This window comes from Lysinibacillus sp. FSL R7-0073 (assembly GCF_038009065.1).
GTDB classification, from domain to species: Bacteria; Bacillota; Bacilli; order Bacillales_A; family Planococcaceae; genus Lysinibacillus; species Lysinibacillus fusiformis.
In genome coordinates this window covers 4,218,529-4,236,035 of record NZ_JBBPAS010000001.1, presented here as the reverse complement: position 1 = coordinate 4,236,035, position 17,507 = coordinate 4,218,529, and the positions used below count along the sequence as shown (strand labels likewise).

Annotated in this window: 12 protein-coding genes; 9 read left to right on the top strand and 3 right to left on the bottom strand. The window is 37.2% G+C overall.

Annotated features, from left to right (window positions below; genetic code table 11):
• Positions 1 to 31 precede the first annotated feature (31 nt).
• Both MKY88_RS21265 and MKY88_RS21260 read right to left on the bottom strand, forming a co-directional pair.
• Positions 32 to 5,116 (bottom strand): DUF4132 domain-containing protein, encoded by a 5,085-nt coding sequence (locus tag MKY88_RS21265; protein WP_340814650.1) that lies wholly within the window; start codon positions 5,114 to 5,116, stop codon positions 32 to 34.
• Positions 5,117 to 5,129: 13 nt separating this feature from the next.
• A complete protein-coding gene (locus MKY88_RS21260; RefSeq protein ID WP_258270358.1) occupies positions 5,130 to 5,549 on the bottom strand; it encodes a hypothetical protein in 420 nt (139 codons plus the stop codon).
• A gap of 666 nt (positions 5,550 to 6,215) precedes the next feature.
• Here MKY88_RS21260 and MKY88_RS21255 point away from each other — a divergent pair.
• The 3 genes from MKY88_RS21255 to MKY88_RS21245 all read left to right on the top strand — a co-directional run bounded on the left by MKY88_RS21255 (position 6,216) and on the right by MKY88_RS21245 (position 10,299).
• Positions 6,216 to 7,388 carry a glycosyl hydrolase family 18 protein gene (locus tag MKY88_RS21255; RefSeq protein WP_419182595.1) on the top strand — a complete coding sequence of 391 codons (1,173 nt, stop codon included), beginning with the start codon at positions 6,216 to 6,218 and terminating at the stop codon, positions 7,386 to 7,388.
• Positions 7,389 to 7,514: 126 nt separating this feature from the next.
• Positions 7,515 to 9,728: a YcdB/YcdC domain-containing protein gene (locus MKY88_RS21250; protein ID WP_340814648.1), complete on the top strand. Its 2,214-nt coding sequence runs from the start codon at positions 7,515 to 7,517 to the stop codon at positions 9,726 to 9,728.
• A 106-nt stretch (positions 9,729 to 9,834) separates the two neighbouring features.
• Entirely contained in the window at positions 9,835 to 10,299 is a 465-nt protein-coding gene (locus MKY88_RS21245; RefSeq protein ID WP_069482782.1) for a YusW family protein, read from the top strand.
• Between the two features lie 56 nt (positions 10,300 to 10,355).
• Here the strand turns inward: MKY88_RS21245 and MKY88_RS21240 are convergent, their stop codons facing one another.
• A complete protein-coding gene (locus MKY88_RS21240; protein WP_340814647.1) occupies positions 10,356 to 12,341 on the bottom strand; it encodes a catalase in 1,986 nt (661 codons plus the stop codon).
• Positions 12,342 to 12,513: 172 nt separating this feature from the next.
• Between MKY88_RS21240 and MKY88_RS21235 the strand changes: the two genes are divergently transcribed.
• The 6 genes from MKY88_RS21235 (at position 12,514) to MKY88_RS21210 (ending at position 17,477) form a co-directional block, all read left to right on the top strand.
• Entirely contained in the window at positions 12,514 to 12,948 is a 435-nt protein-coding gene (locus tag MKY88_RS21235; RefSeq protein ID WP_193833194.1) for a MarR family winged helix-turn-helix transcriptional regulator, read from the top strand.
• 50 nt (positions 12,949 to 12,998) lie between these two features.
• The gene (locus MKY88_RS21230) at positions 12,999 to 13,982 is read left to right on the top strand and encodes a ring-cleaving dioxygenase (protein ID WP_193833193.1); all 984 of its coding nucleotides are present in this window, start codon (positions 12,999 to 13,001) and stop codon (positions 13,980 to 13,982) included.
• A gap of 68 nt (positions 13,983 to 14,050) precedes the next feature.
• Positions 14,051 to 14,668, top strand: coding sequence for a nitroreductase family protein (locus MKY88_RS21225; protein WP_069482778.1), 618 nt, complete (start codon positions 14,051 to 14,053; stop codon positions 14,666 to 14,668).
• Positions 14,669 to 14,731: 63 nt separating this feature from the next.
• A complete protein-coding gene (locus MKY88_RS21220; protein ID WP_025117582.1) occupies positions 14,732 to 15,274 on the top strand; it encodes an NADPH-dependent FMN reductase in 543 nt (180 codons plus the stop codon).
• A 129-nt stretch (positions 15,275 to 15,403) separates the two neighbouring features.
• Positions 15,404 to 16,804, top strand: coding sequence for a sensor histidine kinase (locus tag MKY88_RS21215; RefSeq protein ID WP_328204514.1), 1,401 nt, complete (start codon positions 15,404 to 15,406; stop codon positions 16,802 to 16,804).
• Complete coding sequence (locus MKY88_RS21210; protein ID WP_258270352.1) at positions 16,776 to 17,477, top strand: response regulator transcription factor; 702 nt, start codon at positions 16,776 to 16,778, stop codon at positions 17,475 to 17,477. Before MKY88_RS21215 ends, MKY88_RS21210 begins: the two co-directional genes overlap by 29 nt.
• Positions 17,478 to 17,507 lie beyond the last annotated feature (30 nt).

Sequence of the window (17,507 nt, the reverse complement as noted above, 5' to 3'; positions counted from 1 at the left end):
TATGTAGTTTCGTCACCTGTTTTTGTACCTCTTAATGCGTTTGTTCATAACTACGAATATGAGCTAAAATGGCTGGGTCCTTAATTTTAGTATCTTCACTTAGCATTAATAGCTTTGACATAATTTCAGCTGTTCGTGGATCATCATCCACCATAGGTAAGAATATGCGTCCACGATGCTGAGATGGGACAGCGACAATCGGTATCATTGAACCACCGACTTGATGGACCACACCACTGCCTAAATGCAAGGAATAGTTTGCTAATTTACCTTCAATAAGGACATGGTGTTTCTTCACTTCTACGTTGAGAAGTTTTAGTAATTTTGCCAATTCTTCAACGATAATAGTCCGCATTTCAACGGTAGAATGACTGGCCTCAGGGTCGACACCACCAACATGGGCAACGCTGACAACGAGGTCCATATCCCGCATAACCTCAGAGAAGATTGCAACTGGAATATCATCTAAGACGATATCTTTTCCTGTTAAACGATCGTAGAAATAAACACCTTCGACTGCAGGTGCTTCAATTTCTGCTGGAGTAAACCAGTCTGCCTGCGCATACAAGGATGCCACTATATTTTCTTTGTAATACACCTTACGAGGTCCAGTTTCATAACTAATTTGCCAGCCTCGTGTTTTTAGCAAGGCTACTGTTTGAGATGGATTAACTTGATGCCCCGCATAACGCAATGATTGTTTTAAACCCTTTTCGTCTGCATTTATAAGATATAGCTCACGGAACACTTGTTTAAATGGCTGTTGTATTTTGTGTTCGAACATATAGGCTTGCCATTGTCTCCATTGACCACTTTCAAGAAGATGGTAAGGGTGTGCAATCATTAAGGGGGTTGTCGGAGCAAGCTTCACGACATTACCTGATAGTACCTGTAAGCCCTCTGGTGTCATCATCCCAACATGCTCGCCGCTAATAAAGACAAGCTTTTGTAAAAGAGGAGCAAGAATCGGGTGAGCTAACAAGTTAATTAGCTCTTCCGCTGAAAATATGGCTTCTAATGCCATTGCCTGCTCTAGTGCTGGACGTGCACGTTTATATTGTTCTTGTAAATCTTTACGAGCTTCTTGAAGAGTAACAACATCAGCATGCTTTTTTAAAGCAGCAGGTATGTTTTTTAAACGTTTACCATCTTTTTCAACGATTATTGTAATAGCGGCATCTTCTTCAATTTGTAAATGCGCTGTTATTTGTTCGATAGACTGTGCTTTAAATAAATGCTGAATATCGTTAAAGGCTGATAGTTCCATTCTCCATATGAAGCGAGTAGCTTCTCCGTCCCCAGCGTTGCGGGCTAAATTTTCTAGTGCAATACTAGCTGCTCGTGACTCACTTGCCCTACGTTGAGCTCCAAATTGTTTACTTTCCTTTAAAAACTGTTGAATAAATTGGTAACGATGTAGAGCATCTTTGTCATCTGTTGTTTTTAATGGAATAAGTCCAAGTGCTCGCAGTTTATCTTTATTGCGCTTTTCCTGAATTTCTTTCATTAATGGCTTTGGACTAAGTGTGCCAATGGCTGTATCTGCATAAAGCTGAGCACGGCGGTGGTTGGCTCCTTCTGAAGCGTATTTGGCTGCATCATATACAAGTTTAAACTTCTTCGAGCCTAGTGTTTGATAAGCACTTTGGAACCATGCTAGATCAAAGGCGCCATCCCGAAAATCTTCTGCCGTTATGCTGGAGAAGAGGGCAATTTGATCTTTGGCAAAGTCTGATAAAGAATCTGTAGTGTGGGCGATAAAATACCAAGCAGATTCCTTTAGTCCTTCCCAGCCAATCACCTCGCTGACAAGATCAATCCAATGCTGGTTATACATCATAGCTTCAATTAAACGCTCTTTAGAAATCTCTGTTTTTTGCCATGCTTCTTTTAACTGCTGTGCGGTTTCTTCTTTTTGAGGATAGCAGCTAGTTAAAAGGCGAGAGAAGACATCTTTCTTCGTTTCTGCCTGCCATATATAGCCTCGTGAAAGCTTTTCACCATCAAGTGCCTGTAAAATTTGAAGGAAATAATCGATTCCTTCAAAGTAAGAAATGCTACTAGCAAGCTTGGTAACAGCTGTAGGAGTATCGCCACGCTTTAGCTCGATAGCTAAGATGCGATCGATCGCTTGATTACGAATGGCAAGGAAATCAGCTAAGTCTTCAAATGATTGATAGCGATCCAACAGTTTACTTGGTTCAGTAAATATTTCTGAGGCAAGAGTGTTCGTAAAAATAGCTTCATATAAATGGTCTTGCGTCAATAAGCCCACTTTAAATGCATCTAAATATTGGAATAATGATAGATCGTAGAGACTTGGGCTATAATTTTCTTTTTGCATACGCTTTGTTAGCTCTTCATTGATGGCAAGCATTTTAACATAGCCTTCATAAGTTGCATAATTAGATAGTCGATCGACAAATGCATCAATAATATCTAAGTCGACAATTGTAGAGGTAGATTGATAGTAGTAATAGCCTTTATCTCTTACTTCCACTCGCCACTGATCAGCAGGGATTTGATGTAATAGCTGAAGCACAATACCGGTTGCCTGTTCAAAGCTATTAAATGCTGGTGCATGTCGTTCTAGTAATGAAACTGCTTCTTTATGCAATAGTGTCTCTCCTGAAATATTTTTGATATCTTGCGACAAAACTGAAAAGATTTGCTGAAGCGTATAGTGATATTTCAAGGAGTTAAATTGAGCAACATATTTTTTCATTCCTTCATACTGAAAGAATGGTTTTATAAGAATATGGGCTGCTTCAGAAAGGTCATTAGCACCAGGGTATTCTGATAGTTGATTATAAAAGTTGAAATAAGCTAAGTCTTCACCGCTAAAGGATGATGATTTAATCCACTGAACAATGGCTTCTGGAATAGGATAAACATCTAGACTGGCATTTCGCTGACTGTCTGTTTTAGAGGCCAAGATACTGTATTTTTGCCCTAAAGTAGTAGTCATTTTAGTGTCATTCCATTGATAAGTTTCATATTCAAAATTAGCATATTCATCAAGTATTTGAATAAGTTGTTCTAGCTTGGAGAGAAGCTTATCTAAATCATATTGAAAGAATTTTTCAATAGGTGTAGGCGTTTGTACATATAAAGGTACAAGCTGTTGCCAAGGTTCTTCACCATTCATTTTAATCGCGCTATTGGCAATGCGATCGTATGGAATAGGAGCATGTGGTTTATATAAACCAAAGCCATTGTTTTCGTTATATTCGGGTACATCTCTTGCTACTAATTGTTCTAATAGTACTTGTTCATTTTTTGTTATCTTTGGTAATAGGGAGCACAATGTCGTAATTTGCTCGCTCGCTAAATTGTAGTCCTTAGAGGCTTCTAACAATAATTCAAGACCACCAAGCCTCTTTAGCTGCTTACTGTCTTTTATTAATCGTTCAGCACTTTGCAATACATGATCTTGTGGTTGAATTTTCAAGAGTGAAATAGCTTCTTTCCGGAGAGCCCCAGATTTATTGGCTAAAAGATCCTCGATTTTTGCTATTTCTTCTTTGGTTGGTGTCAATGCATGTATTTTCTTTAATGCAAGGGAACGATTGATAGAGCTTCGATCGCGTAATGAATTGAATAGAAACTCACGCTGTCCTTGAGTGATTGGATCAAGACAATAAATATTCAATAGGCCGATCCTACTTGATGGTGGATAAGCATCTGCATGCGCGATGATTCGTTGGAATAACTCTTCATCCTGTAGATGATGCGCAAGAATAATTTGTGTTGAAATTAAGTCTTCGAATGACAAGTGTACAAAGACAAAGGATAGAGGCTTGCCTGTAATGGATAGCCCATCTTTGGTCATTTCATTTTTTGCCCATTCAAGCTGTTCAAATAAAGGATATTCTATGTCCTGCAGCTGTGAATTTTCTTTCATGAAGCTTTGAAGTGTTTTATCCCATTCGTTATCTCTTGCATATTCACTATTGATATAGTGGTTGGCATGAAGGAAATTATCCCATGCAAATGCAAATATTTCGATATCCTTCGTTGTTAAAATTAATTCTTTTACAAAAGGCGCTGTAAAAGGTATTTTCGATAGGTTTTTCAAAAAAGCTAGTGTTGTAAGCTGAATATGCTTGTCTCGCTTTAAGAGATCAGCCAACAGTACATCTAGCTTCGTATAATCTTTTGTCGAAGTCGCCCATAATGCGACATAAATATCAATGGTACGTTCACTTTTTAGCAGTTGTTCGGTGAAATGGTCATCTTCCATCGCTTGGATGGCTAAGGACAAAACTTCCTCCGTTATTTTTTGGTTTTCGAAGCTACTATAGCCAAGCCCCATCCATGTATCGACCGCTCGAATAACAGAGGAGAACCTTGTTAGTTGATGCTCCTGAATAAGCTTCATCATTTTGAGCTGTGCATCTAGATTCCCATGGTCAATATTTTCTACAATCGCTTGTCGAAGTCCTTCTTGACGTGCAGCTGCTACTAATAATTTACCAAGCGCTTCATGCATTCGACTATTGCTTGATTTAAAAATCCCACGAATGAGTGGATGACCGAAAAAGCTACTGCGGTGCTCATCAAATAAAATACTTTCTACTTTATCTTCAATTAAAGGATTTTCTAAGGATAACTCTTCAGCAAGCAATTGCTCAAATACATGAAAGCCCATTACTTTTTCATTTTCATTTTTCAATACATAGGAGCTATAGTTCGGGTAGGTACCATGCTCATATTGGCTATGGTGAGCTAGTAAATCCTCCAGACTTATTTCCTCAAATGTCAGCATTTCTTCTATTAATTGTAGACATTGAAAAAGATGGTCTTGTACGGGCTGTGCTGAACGAAATGATCGACGTAACATATCAGTTTGGAACATCGTAGCATCAAAACGTAAAGCTAGTTTTTTAATGTGGAGCGCGCGTTCCTGTGAAGATAATAGTGTAAGCACTTCTAATAATGGTCCGCTAAATAGCTCCTCTAGTGATTGAACGTGCTGTTCTGTAATAAGCTTTTCAATATCGTAATCACGATTGTCCATATACTTTAATAATGCGGCTGCTAATGGCTGTATGGTTGACGGTGCTATGTCAACTATACTTTGAAAATGTGTTTTTTGTTCATGTGATAGTGTCATGAGACATTCCTCCTTACCAAATTCGTCCTGCAAGCATTGTTAATTTAATAAATGTAAAAACATCGTCTTCCTGTACAGTTAGTGGTGAGGAAAGCGAATTTATAGATTCTTCGTTGTGAAGTACTAAGAAAAGCTCATCTTGAAAAGCTTGAAGCATTGTAGAAACAGCTTGGTCTACTGGTTGGAATGAATCACATTTTTTCTCTCCAAAATGGACTTTACCATGCTGAGCCGCATCATCTAATTGCTGATCGGTTAAATAAAGATGGAGTGGCGTATCAACCATTTTCTCGTTATATTGTTGTACCTGTTGTGTGACAAGTTTTATAAGTAAATCTTGTAAATTTATGACAGGATCTTCGATAAAAAATGGAATCTGTTGAAGCTTACGTGATTTCTTACCGATTACTTTTTGTTGGTAAAATAAACGCAATCTAACACCTCCTTACAATAATTTCATTATACAAGAGTGATAACTGTGAAAAGAATAAGGCATACGACGCTAGTTGCATAAATATTTTTGGGAAATGTGTAACAAAAAATAGCATGCTACGGATTATTAGTAAGGTAGAAAGAGGGGAAAGCCTTGCTAAAGAATCTGTTAAAAGTAGAACGTTTGTACGATTATTTTCATTGAGGTATGTATCAATTTGCGCTCTATAACACAAATACTATGGAAAGCAGAGGTTATTACCCAAGAAAATTTTTCAGGCTACTTCTACCATTAGAGAGTAATAGAAAGTTAACGCTTGGATTTATCAAACGTGTGGAAAATGTAACGAAATGATGTTGCTAAAAATATTATAATTGAACATTTATTTGCCTAATCTATAAAGCTAGAAGATGACAAAATAAACCCCGGTAAAATCCTTTGCTACTATGTTGAATGGATTTTTTCTGTGGTTTCTAGAAAGACATTATTTCTTTCCTTATCTCATAAACTTTATAGGTATGATTTATCAAGCTAGAAGGAGGCAAGATCATTCAAATACATGTTGTAAGGGCTGGCGAGTCTTTATGGGGTATTGCGCAGGCATATGGGACTACAGTTCAAAGTATTGTAGATGCCAATCAAATTCCAGAGCCAAATCGTTTAGTCGTGGGGCAAGCTCTTGTGATACCTATTGTTGGTAGTTTTTATTATGTACAGCCAGGAGATAGTTTATGGTCAATTGGACAACGCTTCGGTATTAACTATGTAACACTTGCGCAAGTCAACGGTATTAACCCAAATCAACCATTAGCTGTTGGGATGAGATTATATATTCCGCAACCACCAAAAACAAGGGCAGAAACATTAGCATATTTAGAGCCAAGAGGTACTTCGGTTAGTGAGGTACTTTTGAATCAAGCTAGGGAAGCGGGTCCCTATTTAACATATTTAGCTTTATTTAGCTACGAAGCCAGACGAGATGGCACCTTACGGATACCGCCTAATCAAGGTGTAACTCAAATTGCGGATGACACTGGTGCCTCCTTGGCAATGGTCGTTACGAATCTGGAGAATTTCAGTTTTAGTGGAGATCTAGCGAGAGATATTTTTCAAAGTACAGCTGTTCAGGATTTACTCTTTGATAATATTCTTACGGAGGCTAGAAAGCTAGGGGACGTTAAGGATATCCATTTTGATTTCGAAAATTTACCAGGTGATCAACGAGAAGCCTATAACAATTTTTTAAGAAGAGCTGTGGAGAAATTCCATGCTCAAGGATATACGGTATCTACTGCTTTGGCTCCAAAAACAAGTGCAAGTGATCGTGGTCCATGGACTGCGGGGCATGATTATAGAGCACATGGTGAGATAGTGGACTTTGTTTTATTAATGACCTATGAATGGGGTTATTCTGCGGGACCACCAATGGCCGTTTCACCACTTCCTGAAGTGGAGGCCGTTGTCAAGTATGCGGTGAGTGAAATACCTGCAAGCAAAATTCTGCTGGGGCAAAATTTATATGGTTATGATTGGACATTACCATTTGTTCAAGGGGGGCCATTTGCTGAAGCATTGAGTCCTCAGCGAGCTATTGAGATTGCCAAACGTTATAATGCGGCAATTCAGTATGATTGGAGAGCACAAGCTCCGTTTTTTGAATACTATGATGAACAGGGTAGAGCGCATATTGTATGGTTTGAAGATGCAAGATCCATTCAAGCTAAATTTAATCTTGTCAAACAATATAAACTTCGTGGCATTGGCTATTGGAAATTAGGACTACCTTTCCCTCAAAATTGGGTATTAATTGGTGCTAATTTTGATGTGGTGAAGAAATGACACGAGGCAGAAGAATAGAGTTTACCCAACGTATTTTCTTCTGATTTGGTAATTATCTGTCAAGTGGCTTCTAAGTATTGGAAAATACATTATGATAATAGTGAAATATATTATAGGAGGTATATTTTGTATAAATTTAAAAAGTTAGGAATCATATTAACATCAACGGCATTTTCTGTTGGTATTTTAGCACCCATATCGCAGGCATCAGCAAATGTAAAAGAAGCAACGGAGCGTATTGAAATTCAGGTTGCTTCAACTGAGACAAAAATTACAAAAGATATGCTGATAAAAAAGCTACGTTCCCTATTCCCGGAAGAGTTCAAATTTGTAGCGGATCAAGACTTTAATTCTGGACCTAGACATTTCTATAGAGATGATAAAACGGTTCGATATGAACTAAATTTCTATAAAACAATTAAAGATAAAGATGTACATGGTAGTTTTGTATTTAAGGGCGACGATTTAGAATTAGAAAACTTTTATTATCAACCTGCAAATATGGAAGAAGCAATTTATCCAGCAAAATATACAGAGAGTGAAGCCCAAGAAATTGCACGAAAGTTCATGGATAAATTTGCGAATTCAGATAATTACAAACTTCGTGATGATCATAACGAATATGGTTTTAATATTACTAGGCCGTTATCAGAACCAATTACTTACTACTTTGTCTATTCACCAATTTATAATGGGGTTCTTATAGGAGATCAAAGTATTACTATTAATGTTCTGGCAAATGGTGAAATTACGGGAATGTCTAACAATGCAGAGTCTATTAGTAAAGCTTCTTTTGATCGTTTAGATCAAAAAAAGAAAGAAGATGATATGCTGGCTCAAGTTCGTGATAATCTAGCTGTTGAACTTCGTTATTATATTGATTACGATTACAGATCTGGTCAACGTAATGTGAAACTGGTTTATGCGCCTGCCATAGGGTTCAACGGTGTACATGCTCTAAATGGGCAATGGCAGACAGCAAATGGTTTCACTGAACAATTACCGAAGACAAAGAGTGTTGAAAAAATTTCAGCACAACCGTTACCACCAAGAAAGAACGGTATGACGGTAACTGAAGCTGAAGAATTCGCGAAAGATTTCTTAAAAGTTGATGAGAGTAAAGCAAAGCTTACTATCGATTTAGTAGATGAAAGAGAAAATGACAATGGTGAGACGATATACTTTGTAAACTATACGTATATGTTTGGCAATAATGGATCTGGTAGCTCTTTAGAAATTAATAAGGCGACAGGTGAACTAGTTCAGTATCATGACCTATCGAGAGATTTTTTAACAGATAACCAAGTAAACGCTATTTCTAAGGATGCTGCATTGAAGAGGGCAACTAATTACTTGAAGGAATGGGCCCCTTCGTATTTACATGAATATTCAATGCCAATTGAGGAAGCTGTATATGATCAATATAGTAAGGAATATTACTTCACCTTCCCACGCATTATGAATGGAATTGCAGTTGTAGGAGATGGATTATATGTAGGGATTGGCTCTGATGGATCTTTACGCTCACTAAGTGTATATAAGCAAAAGATAGATAACTGGCAGCCAATTAATAATGTCATATCAGCTGACAAAGCAAAAGAAGCTTATAGCAAAGCACTTACATTGCAACTCCAATATTCAAAACAAGATACGGAGAGTAAACTACATTACGATTTAGTATACGCACCTACTTACAGTGGTAGTTTATATAACCAGATCGATGCTATTTCTGGTGAATGGTTATATAACGCAGATGAATCCAAGGAGAAACCAGTTATTTCTCATCCAACAGCTGCCAAAGAGCTAAATTATTTATTCAATCAAAATGCGTTAGATGTAAAAGATATAGCCAACTTTAATGCGGACGCTGCTATAACAAAAGGAGAAGCATTGAAAATTTTATTACACTCGTTAACATACGGTTACTACGGTAACAGAGATGGGGAAAAGCAATCCTTCACAAATATTGATAAAAAACATCCTCTCTATGTGGTAGTAGAGCAAGCTGTTAAAATGGGCATCATTCAGCCTGCTAATCAATTTGCATTAGATGCTACTCTGACTCGCCAAGAGTTCGCAGAGTGGTCGATCAAACTATTACAATTAGACAATGTTGCTAAATATAAAGATATTTATAAATTAAACTTTGCTGATGCAGCTTCAATTGATCCAGCGTATACAGGCTATATTGCATTAGCAAATGGTCTGGGTCTAATTGACGCACAGCAAAATAACTTTAATGCTACGAAGAGTGTGTCATACGCTGATTTGGCTGTCTCAACAGTCCGTTTAGCAAAGGTTATTCAAGAAAATAAAGTTGATCGCAATTTCTATTATTAAGTTGTATGTCACGAAAGGGCATTTCCTCATTTGAGGAGATGTCCTTTTTTGGTTAGTTTATAGCAGAATGGGGAAATAATATGAAAAGAAGGGAGTGTACAATTGGATGAAATTAAAACTATTATTAACGATTTCTTTCGTAATGGTTATCCTTTATGGCTGTAATAAAGATGAGGTAAAGGATGTGCCTACTAATGCACCAGCAGATCAGAATGCTTCACAACAGACGGGTGATACGCCTACAGACCAAGTGACATTCAATTTTTTAGAGTTTTCATTGGATGTTGATTATTCTGCAACGGAGTCATACGAGGTAGAGTATGAAAATAAAAAATCAGGAATCTCAGCGAAATTACAGGATGATCGACAAAATGTAAAGTTACAAGGTGATGAAGCCTATACAAAACTAGAGCCGTTATTTAAGCAGTTAAATTTTGATTCTACCACTCCAAATGATGAAGTGATTGATCAAGTAATTAAAGTTTTTAATATTGAAGATAACTATCAGTCCATTGAAGTCGAAGTAGAGTTTATGGACGGAAATGAAAAGGAATTTAAACGACTACCTTAAAAATGAGACAAGCCAGCTAAACGAAAAACGTTAGCTGGCTTTCACATGTATGAACGTTAACGTTCCCAATGTCGATGCTTTGAAAGGAGCTGAATAAAAGAAGGTAAGGTATTAGCAACCCCATTTTTATTGGCGATATGCTGTGAAAACGATATATTTTTAGCAAGGCCAATTGTTTTAAAGTGCTGGTAGGCTTCTTCAATAAATTGTTCTGCTTTAATTTGTTGATGTGAATCATGGTAGGAACCAGTTACATAAACTCCATCGTAAAGTACGGAAGAAGCAGTGGCGAATGTTTCATGAATCTCAAAGCCATTTAGTAAGCCCTGTTTTGTACTAACTAATTCTACAACTATATTTTTGCTCAAGAGTGTAGCAATCAGGTCATTTAGGTTTTCCTCCGTATTTTCTGCTACGATCACGGCTACTTTAAAAGTTTTGACACTTTCTACAGCATTCAAGATTTGGCTAACAGCAGGGGAAGTTTGCATAATGTTCGGTACCTCCACTTGTACGGGTGGCACGATACCGATATTATCAGCAATTGCTGTTGCAAGTGTGTGGCTGACATGGGCAAACATATCGACAACTTGTTTTCGTATGCCTTTGTTTTTTACTTTACCAAGTTCGAAGCTAAAGGCATTGATAATATGTTCCTTTTCAATATCGGTCATACTCAACCAAAATAACCTAGCTTGTGTAAAATGGTCTTTGAAACTTTCACTGCGTGCGCGTACTTTATGACCCTCTACTTTTTCCTCATAATGTGTATAACCACCTTCTGCCTCAGGGACGGGGGATGGTGTGTTGTCAGCTAAGGAATTTTTATGGTAGCTAACTTGCCCAACATTAATCGTTTGTCGACCATAGCCGTCTCGCTGATTATTATGGAAAGGACAGATAGGCTTATTAATAGGGATCTCATGAAAGTTTGGGCCTCCGAGTCTTATTAACTGTGTATCTGTATAAGAAAATAAGCGACCTTGTAATAAAGGGTCATTTGAGAAGTCAATGCCAGGTACAACATGTCCTACATGAAATGCAGCTTGTTCTGTTTCAGCAAAGAAGTTGTCCACATTTTTATTAAGCGTCATTTTGCCAAGGATACGGACAGGAACTTCTTCTTCTGGCCATATTTTGGTAGCATCGAGAATGTCAAAACTAAATTTAAATTCATCTTCAAGCGGAATAAGTTGCACGCCAAGCTCCCATTCTGGATAATCACCACGTTCGATGGAATCCCATAAATCTCTGCGGTGAAAATCAGGATCTTTACCAGCTATGATCTGTGCCTCATCCCATACTAACGATTTAACACCAAGAACTGGCTTCCAATGAAACTTAACAAAGTGGGATTTTCCTTCGGCATTGATGAAACGATAAGTATTCACACCGAAACCTTCCATCATTCGGTAGCTTCGTGGAATCGATCTATCCGACATATGCCACATAACCATATGGGCAGATTCCTGATTGTTCGCAATAAAATCCCAAAATGTATCATGGGCACTTTGCGCTTGAGGAATTTCGTTATTTGGTTCGGGCTTTACTGCGTGTACGAAATCGGGGAATTTAATAGCGTCTTGTATAAAAAATACCGGAATATTATTTCCGACCAAATCATAATTACCTTCCTGTGTATAAAATTTTGTAGCGAAGCCACGTGCGTCACGGACGGTATCGGCTGAGCCCCTTGAGCCTGCAACGGTAGAGAAACGAACAAAGACTGGTGTTTTTGTTCCTTTACCATTTAAGAATTGTGCTTTTGTAATATCACTTGCACATTCATAGGTTTCAAAAATCCCATGTGCTGCCGATCCACGTGCATGTACTACTCTTTCTGGAATACGTTCATGATCGAAGTGCGTCATTTTTTCACGAAAATGAAAATCCTCTAGTAAAGTAGGACCTCGATCGCCAGCTTTTAAAGAATGTTCATCCTCTGATATTTTTAGTCCTTGATTGGTTGTGAGTGGTTGATTTTTATCACTTACTCGGAATGCTTCTAATTGTTGTTGTTTTTGATTGATTTCTTTTTTCATATATAGAATCCTCCTTTATAAGTTACAACTACCTTCTACCCGCAGAGGATGTTCACAAACATTTTCAGCTAACGCGTAAAATACGAAACAAAATGATTGCTGATTAAAAATGGATATGTTATTATTATCTCGAATTAAAGATAATTAAATTCGAAATAAGTGAGGGAGTCGTATGAAGGAAGACAATCGTAACTTAAAAGCATTTACGGTCTTGTTCCGAGCATATCAAACGATTCAGGAAGCAACAAAAAGGGATTTACTTCAATTTGACTTAAATCAAACCGAATTTTCGGTCCTTGAATTTCTGTATCATCGTGGCGAGCAGCCCATTCAAGTGATCGGTAAAAGAATATTAATTGCAAGCAGTAGTATTACGTATGTAATTGATAAGCTTGAACAAAAAGGCTATGTATATCGCAAATCATGCCCTAGAGATCGACGTGTCACTTATGTATTGCTTACGAATGAGGGACAGACTCTAATGGAAGAGATTTTCCCTAAGCATGAACAAAAAATAAATGAGATATTTGAAGTATTGGGGCCTCATGAGCTGGATACAATGATTTTGTCCCTTAAAAAGGTTGGCAAAAATGCTAATGGACATTAAAAAAATTTAAATAAATATCTCGATTTCGAGATAAGTGGGAGGAGCATTGTATGAATCATTTAAAAGGTGTACACCATGTAACGGCTATTACAAGCAGTGCTGAGGAAAATTATAAATTCTTTACCTATGTATTAGGAATGCGCTTAGTGAAGAAAACAGTAAATCAGGATGATATTCAAACATATCATTTATTCTTTGCAGATGATAAAGGTAGTGCTGGTACAGATATGACGTTTTTTGATTTCCCTAACATTCCAAAAGGTGTACACGGTACAAACGAAATTTCAAAGACTTCCTTCCGTGTGCCAACGGATGCTTCTTTAGAATATTGGGAAAAGCGCTTCGATCGATTGCATGTAAAACATACTGGTATTAAAGAACAGTTTGGTAAAAAAACATTATCATTCGTGGATTTTGATGATCAGCAGTACCAGCTTATTTCTGATGAGCATGATACAGGTATCGCATCAGGTACGCCATGGCAGGATGGACCTATCCCACTTGAATATGCTATTACAGGTTTAGGGCCAGTATTTGTTCGAGTAGCTGATTTTAATTACTTTAAAGATGTGTTAGAAAAAGTAATGCTGTTTACAAAGATTCGGGAGGACGGAGATTTCCATCTATTTGAAGTAGGTGAGGGCGGCAATGGAGCGCAAGTGATTGTAGAACACAATACTGTGTTACCAGTAGCTCGCCAAGGTTTTGGTACGGTTCACCATGCGGCCTTTCGTGTAGAGGATCGTGCAGTATTAGATGAATGGACTGCACGTTTTGAAAGCTTTGGTTTCCACACATCTGGCTATGTAAATCGTCATTTCTTTGAATCCTTATATGCACGTGTAGCGCCACAAATTTTATTTGAGTTAGCAACAGATGGGCCAGGATTTATGGGAGATGAACCGTACGAAACTTTAGGAGAAAAACTTTCATTACCACCATTCCTAGAACCAAAACGTACACAAATTGAAGGACTTGTTCGTCCTATAGAAACTGTAAGAAGTTCCATTACGTTCGATAAAGAATATGAGTAATATTTTTAATTCAGTAGAGAAATTTTTTCTCTACTGAATGGTTACATATTGAATTGGAGGTTTAATGAATGGAATTTTCCAAATTGATTGATAAGCGTCGCTCGGCGAATAACTTTTTAACGGACGTTAAAATGACTGAGGAAGATATACGTCCAATTTTAGAGGATGTCAAGCTCGCTCCATCGGCCTTTAACTTACAGCATGCCAATTACATCGTTGTGTTGGATGAAGCTATGAAGGAAAAAGTAAGAGAGGCTGCATATGGTCAATATAAAGTGCATTCAGCTTCTGGGGTCATTCTTGTATTAGGTGATAAAAAAGCTTATAAAAATACGGCAGAACTAAGTCAAGGTATGGTGGATTTAGGGATTATCACAACGTATGAGCTAGAAGAAATAGTTGCTGAGAATACTCACTTTTATGAAGACCGTGGCGAGGCATTTATGAAAGATGAAGCGATTCGAAATGCATCTTTGTCTGCCATGTTATTTATGCTAGCTGCGAAAAATCGTGGCTGGGACACTTGTCCAATGATTGGCTTCGATAATCAAAAAATGCGCGACCTTTTCAATGTATCAGAAGAGCAAGAAATAGCACTCATGATTACTATTGGGAAAGAAAAAGAAAGCAGTCGTCGTTTACGCGGTTATCGTAAGCCAGTAGAAGAATTTGCCACTTATTATTAAAGTTGTATAAAATACAATAGTTATTTAAATACTAAGAATTATGTACATTTAGGAGGAAACATCGTGAAAGTAGTAGCCATCGTAGGGAGTATCCGTAAAGAATCTTATAATATGCAATTAGCTCAATTTATTGAAAAACGTTATACTGAGAAATTGGATCTAGAAGTGTTAAGTTTGAAGGATTTACCAATGTACAATCAAGATATCGAAAATGAAGCACCACAAGCAGTTCTTGATTTTAAAGCAAAAGTAAAGGCTGCAGACGCAGTGTTATGGGTAACACCAGAATATAATGGAACTGTTCCAGGTGTAATGGTCAATGCAATTGATTGGTTATCTCGTGTAGATAAAGTAATGATTGGCAAGCCATCTATTATAATGGGTGCATCAATGGGTAACCTAGGTACTGTAAAAGCACAATTGCATCTACGTGATATTTTATTCTCTCCTGGCATTAACTCACCATTACTAAGCGGCAATGATGTTTATATTGGTGCTGTGCATACTAAATTTGATGCAGAAGGTAATTTGACGGATGAAGGTACAGTGAAATTCTTGGATGTAGTCATCGATAACTTCTTAAACTGGGCAAAAAAATACATTTAAATTAAAAGTTAACCCATGAGTATATACTATACTTATGGGTCTTTTTCTGTTTGGATAGAGATTTTTTCTGCATGAAATCTTCATATTTTGCCGATATACTAATAAGAAACTCTAAAATGGTGGTTACAGATGAGAAAATTATCACTAAAGCTAGGCATCATCTTTTTCATTACATTATTTTGTATTGAAACATTTATGATGTTTTTTTTACACGCCTCATTGACTAATTCTAGAGTTGAAGAAGAATTAGCAAGTTTGCAAGCGAGGGGAAACTCACATCGCACAATATTAGAACAGAACTTTAATAAGGAAACATTGGCACATGTCGTCTTGATGGAATCGGAAGAATCTACAGATGTAGTAGTGACAGATGCTGAGGGAACCATTTTAGCCTCCTCGCAACTGCATCCTGAAATTAAGAATCTGATAAAGAAATTAGATGGAACTATACCATACGAGGGAAAGATTCTACAAAATAACTGGCAACAGGCAAAAGCTATAGCTACTATTAGTCCAATGCAAAAAGAGCAGACAACGATTGGCTATGTATTTATGTTTCAAAATACAGATTCGATCCATGCTTTAATGAAACGCTTAAATAAACATTTCCTCATCGTGGGCATTGTCTCTGGCTTAGTAACCATTGCTGTCATCATTGTGTTATCTAGAAAGCTTGCTGAACCATTAATTCAGATGAAAGAGGCCACTTTGAAAATGAGTAAAGGGGATTTTACGGTCGCTCTTTCTACAAATGGCAAAGATGAGCTTGGAGATTTATCGAATGCCATCCAGCTATTATCAAATGAGTTAAATCATTTAAGGCAGGAGCGCAAAGAGTTTTTATCTAGCATTGCCCATGAGCTTCGTACACCAATAACCTTTATTAAAGGTTATACCGATATTCTTTATAAACGTGATTTATCAGTGCAAGATCGTCAAAAATACTTAGCTATTATATTGGAAGAGACGAATAGACTTTCACGGTTAATAAAGGATTTATTTGATTTAGCTAAAATGGATGAAAACTCATTTGTTATTGAGAAACAAAATCTAGATTTACAGGCTTTTTTTACTGGTATTAAGGGGAAATTAAGTCCTGCTTTTCAAGAAAAAGATATCCACTTTGATGTGTGCTGTGAAAAGGGATTAACGTTATTGGCAGATGAGGCAAGATTAGAGCAAATAATAATCAATCTATTAAATAACGCATTGACCTATTGCGGACAGGGAGATACTACCACGGTAAATGTGAAGAAGGTCAATGGTGTTTTAACGATCATTATTCGAGATACAGGAAGAGGGATTCCCAACAAGGATTTACCGTTTATTTTTGAGCGCTTTTACCGTGTAGAAAAATCTAGAAGTCGTGCGTTAGGTGGTTCTGGACTAGGACTTGCAATTGTCAAGGAACTCGTTCAGGCCCATGGAGGAGAAGTGACGGTTAAAAGTGAACTAAATAAAGGGACTGTTTTTGAATTATCGTTTAAAGGAGTAGGAGCGGATGAAAACCATTTTATGCATAGACGATGAACCAAGAATGTTAGATTTATTGACTCTTTACTTAGAGCCCGGTTTTCGATGTAGCGCAATATCGTCCATTCAAGATGCGTTCATTTATCTAGAAGAAGAGCATGTGGATTTAGTTCTTTTGGATATTATGATGCCAGAGATGGATGGATTCCAAGTGTGTGAAGAAATCAGGAAGTTTTGGAATGTACCTATCATCATGCTTACGGCTAAAGGAGAGCATTCGGATATTGTAAAAGGTTTAAATATTGGGGCAGATGATTATATATTAAAACCTTTTGATGAGGAAGAGCTATTAGCACGTATACATGCTGTATTAAGGAGAACCAAGGTAGAAGACAAGGTGGTTGTCTTTGAGGGATTACGCTTAGATAAAGAATCCTTTGAATTATACTTTCAACAAGAGGCAATCCCATTAACACCAAAAGAATTTTCCATGATGTCCTTATTTCTAGATTATCAAAATAAAGTGTTTTCAAGAGAACATCTTATTAACACAGTTTGGGGATATCATGTAACCATTGAGGATCGTACTATCGATTCCCATGTCCGTAATTTACGTGAAAAATTAAGAAAAAGCGGTTTTCCTGCTGATGATTACTTGCAAACCGTTTGGGGAATAGGCTATAAATGGCATAAGTTTGCGGATCGAAAGCCTTTAGAACATAAAAACTAGAAAACAACCTCTGCCAAATATACTGGGAGA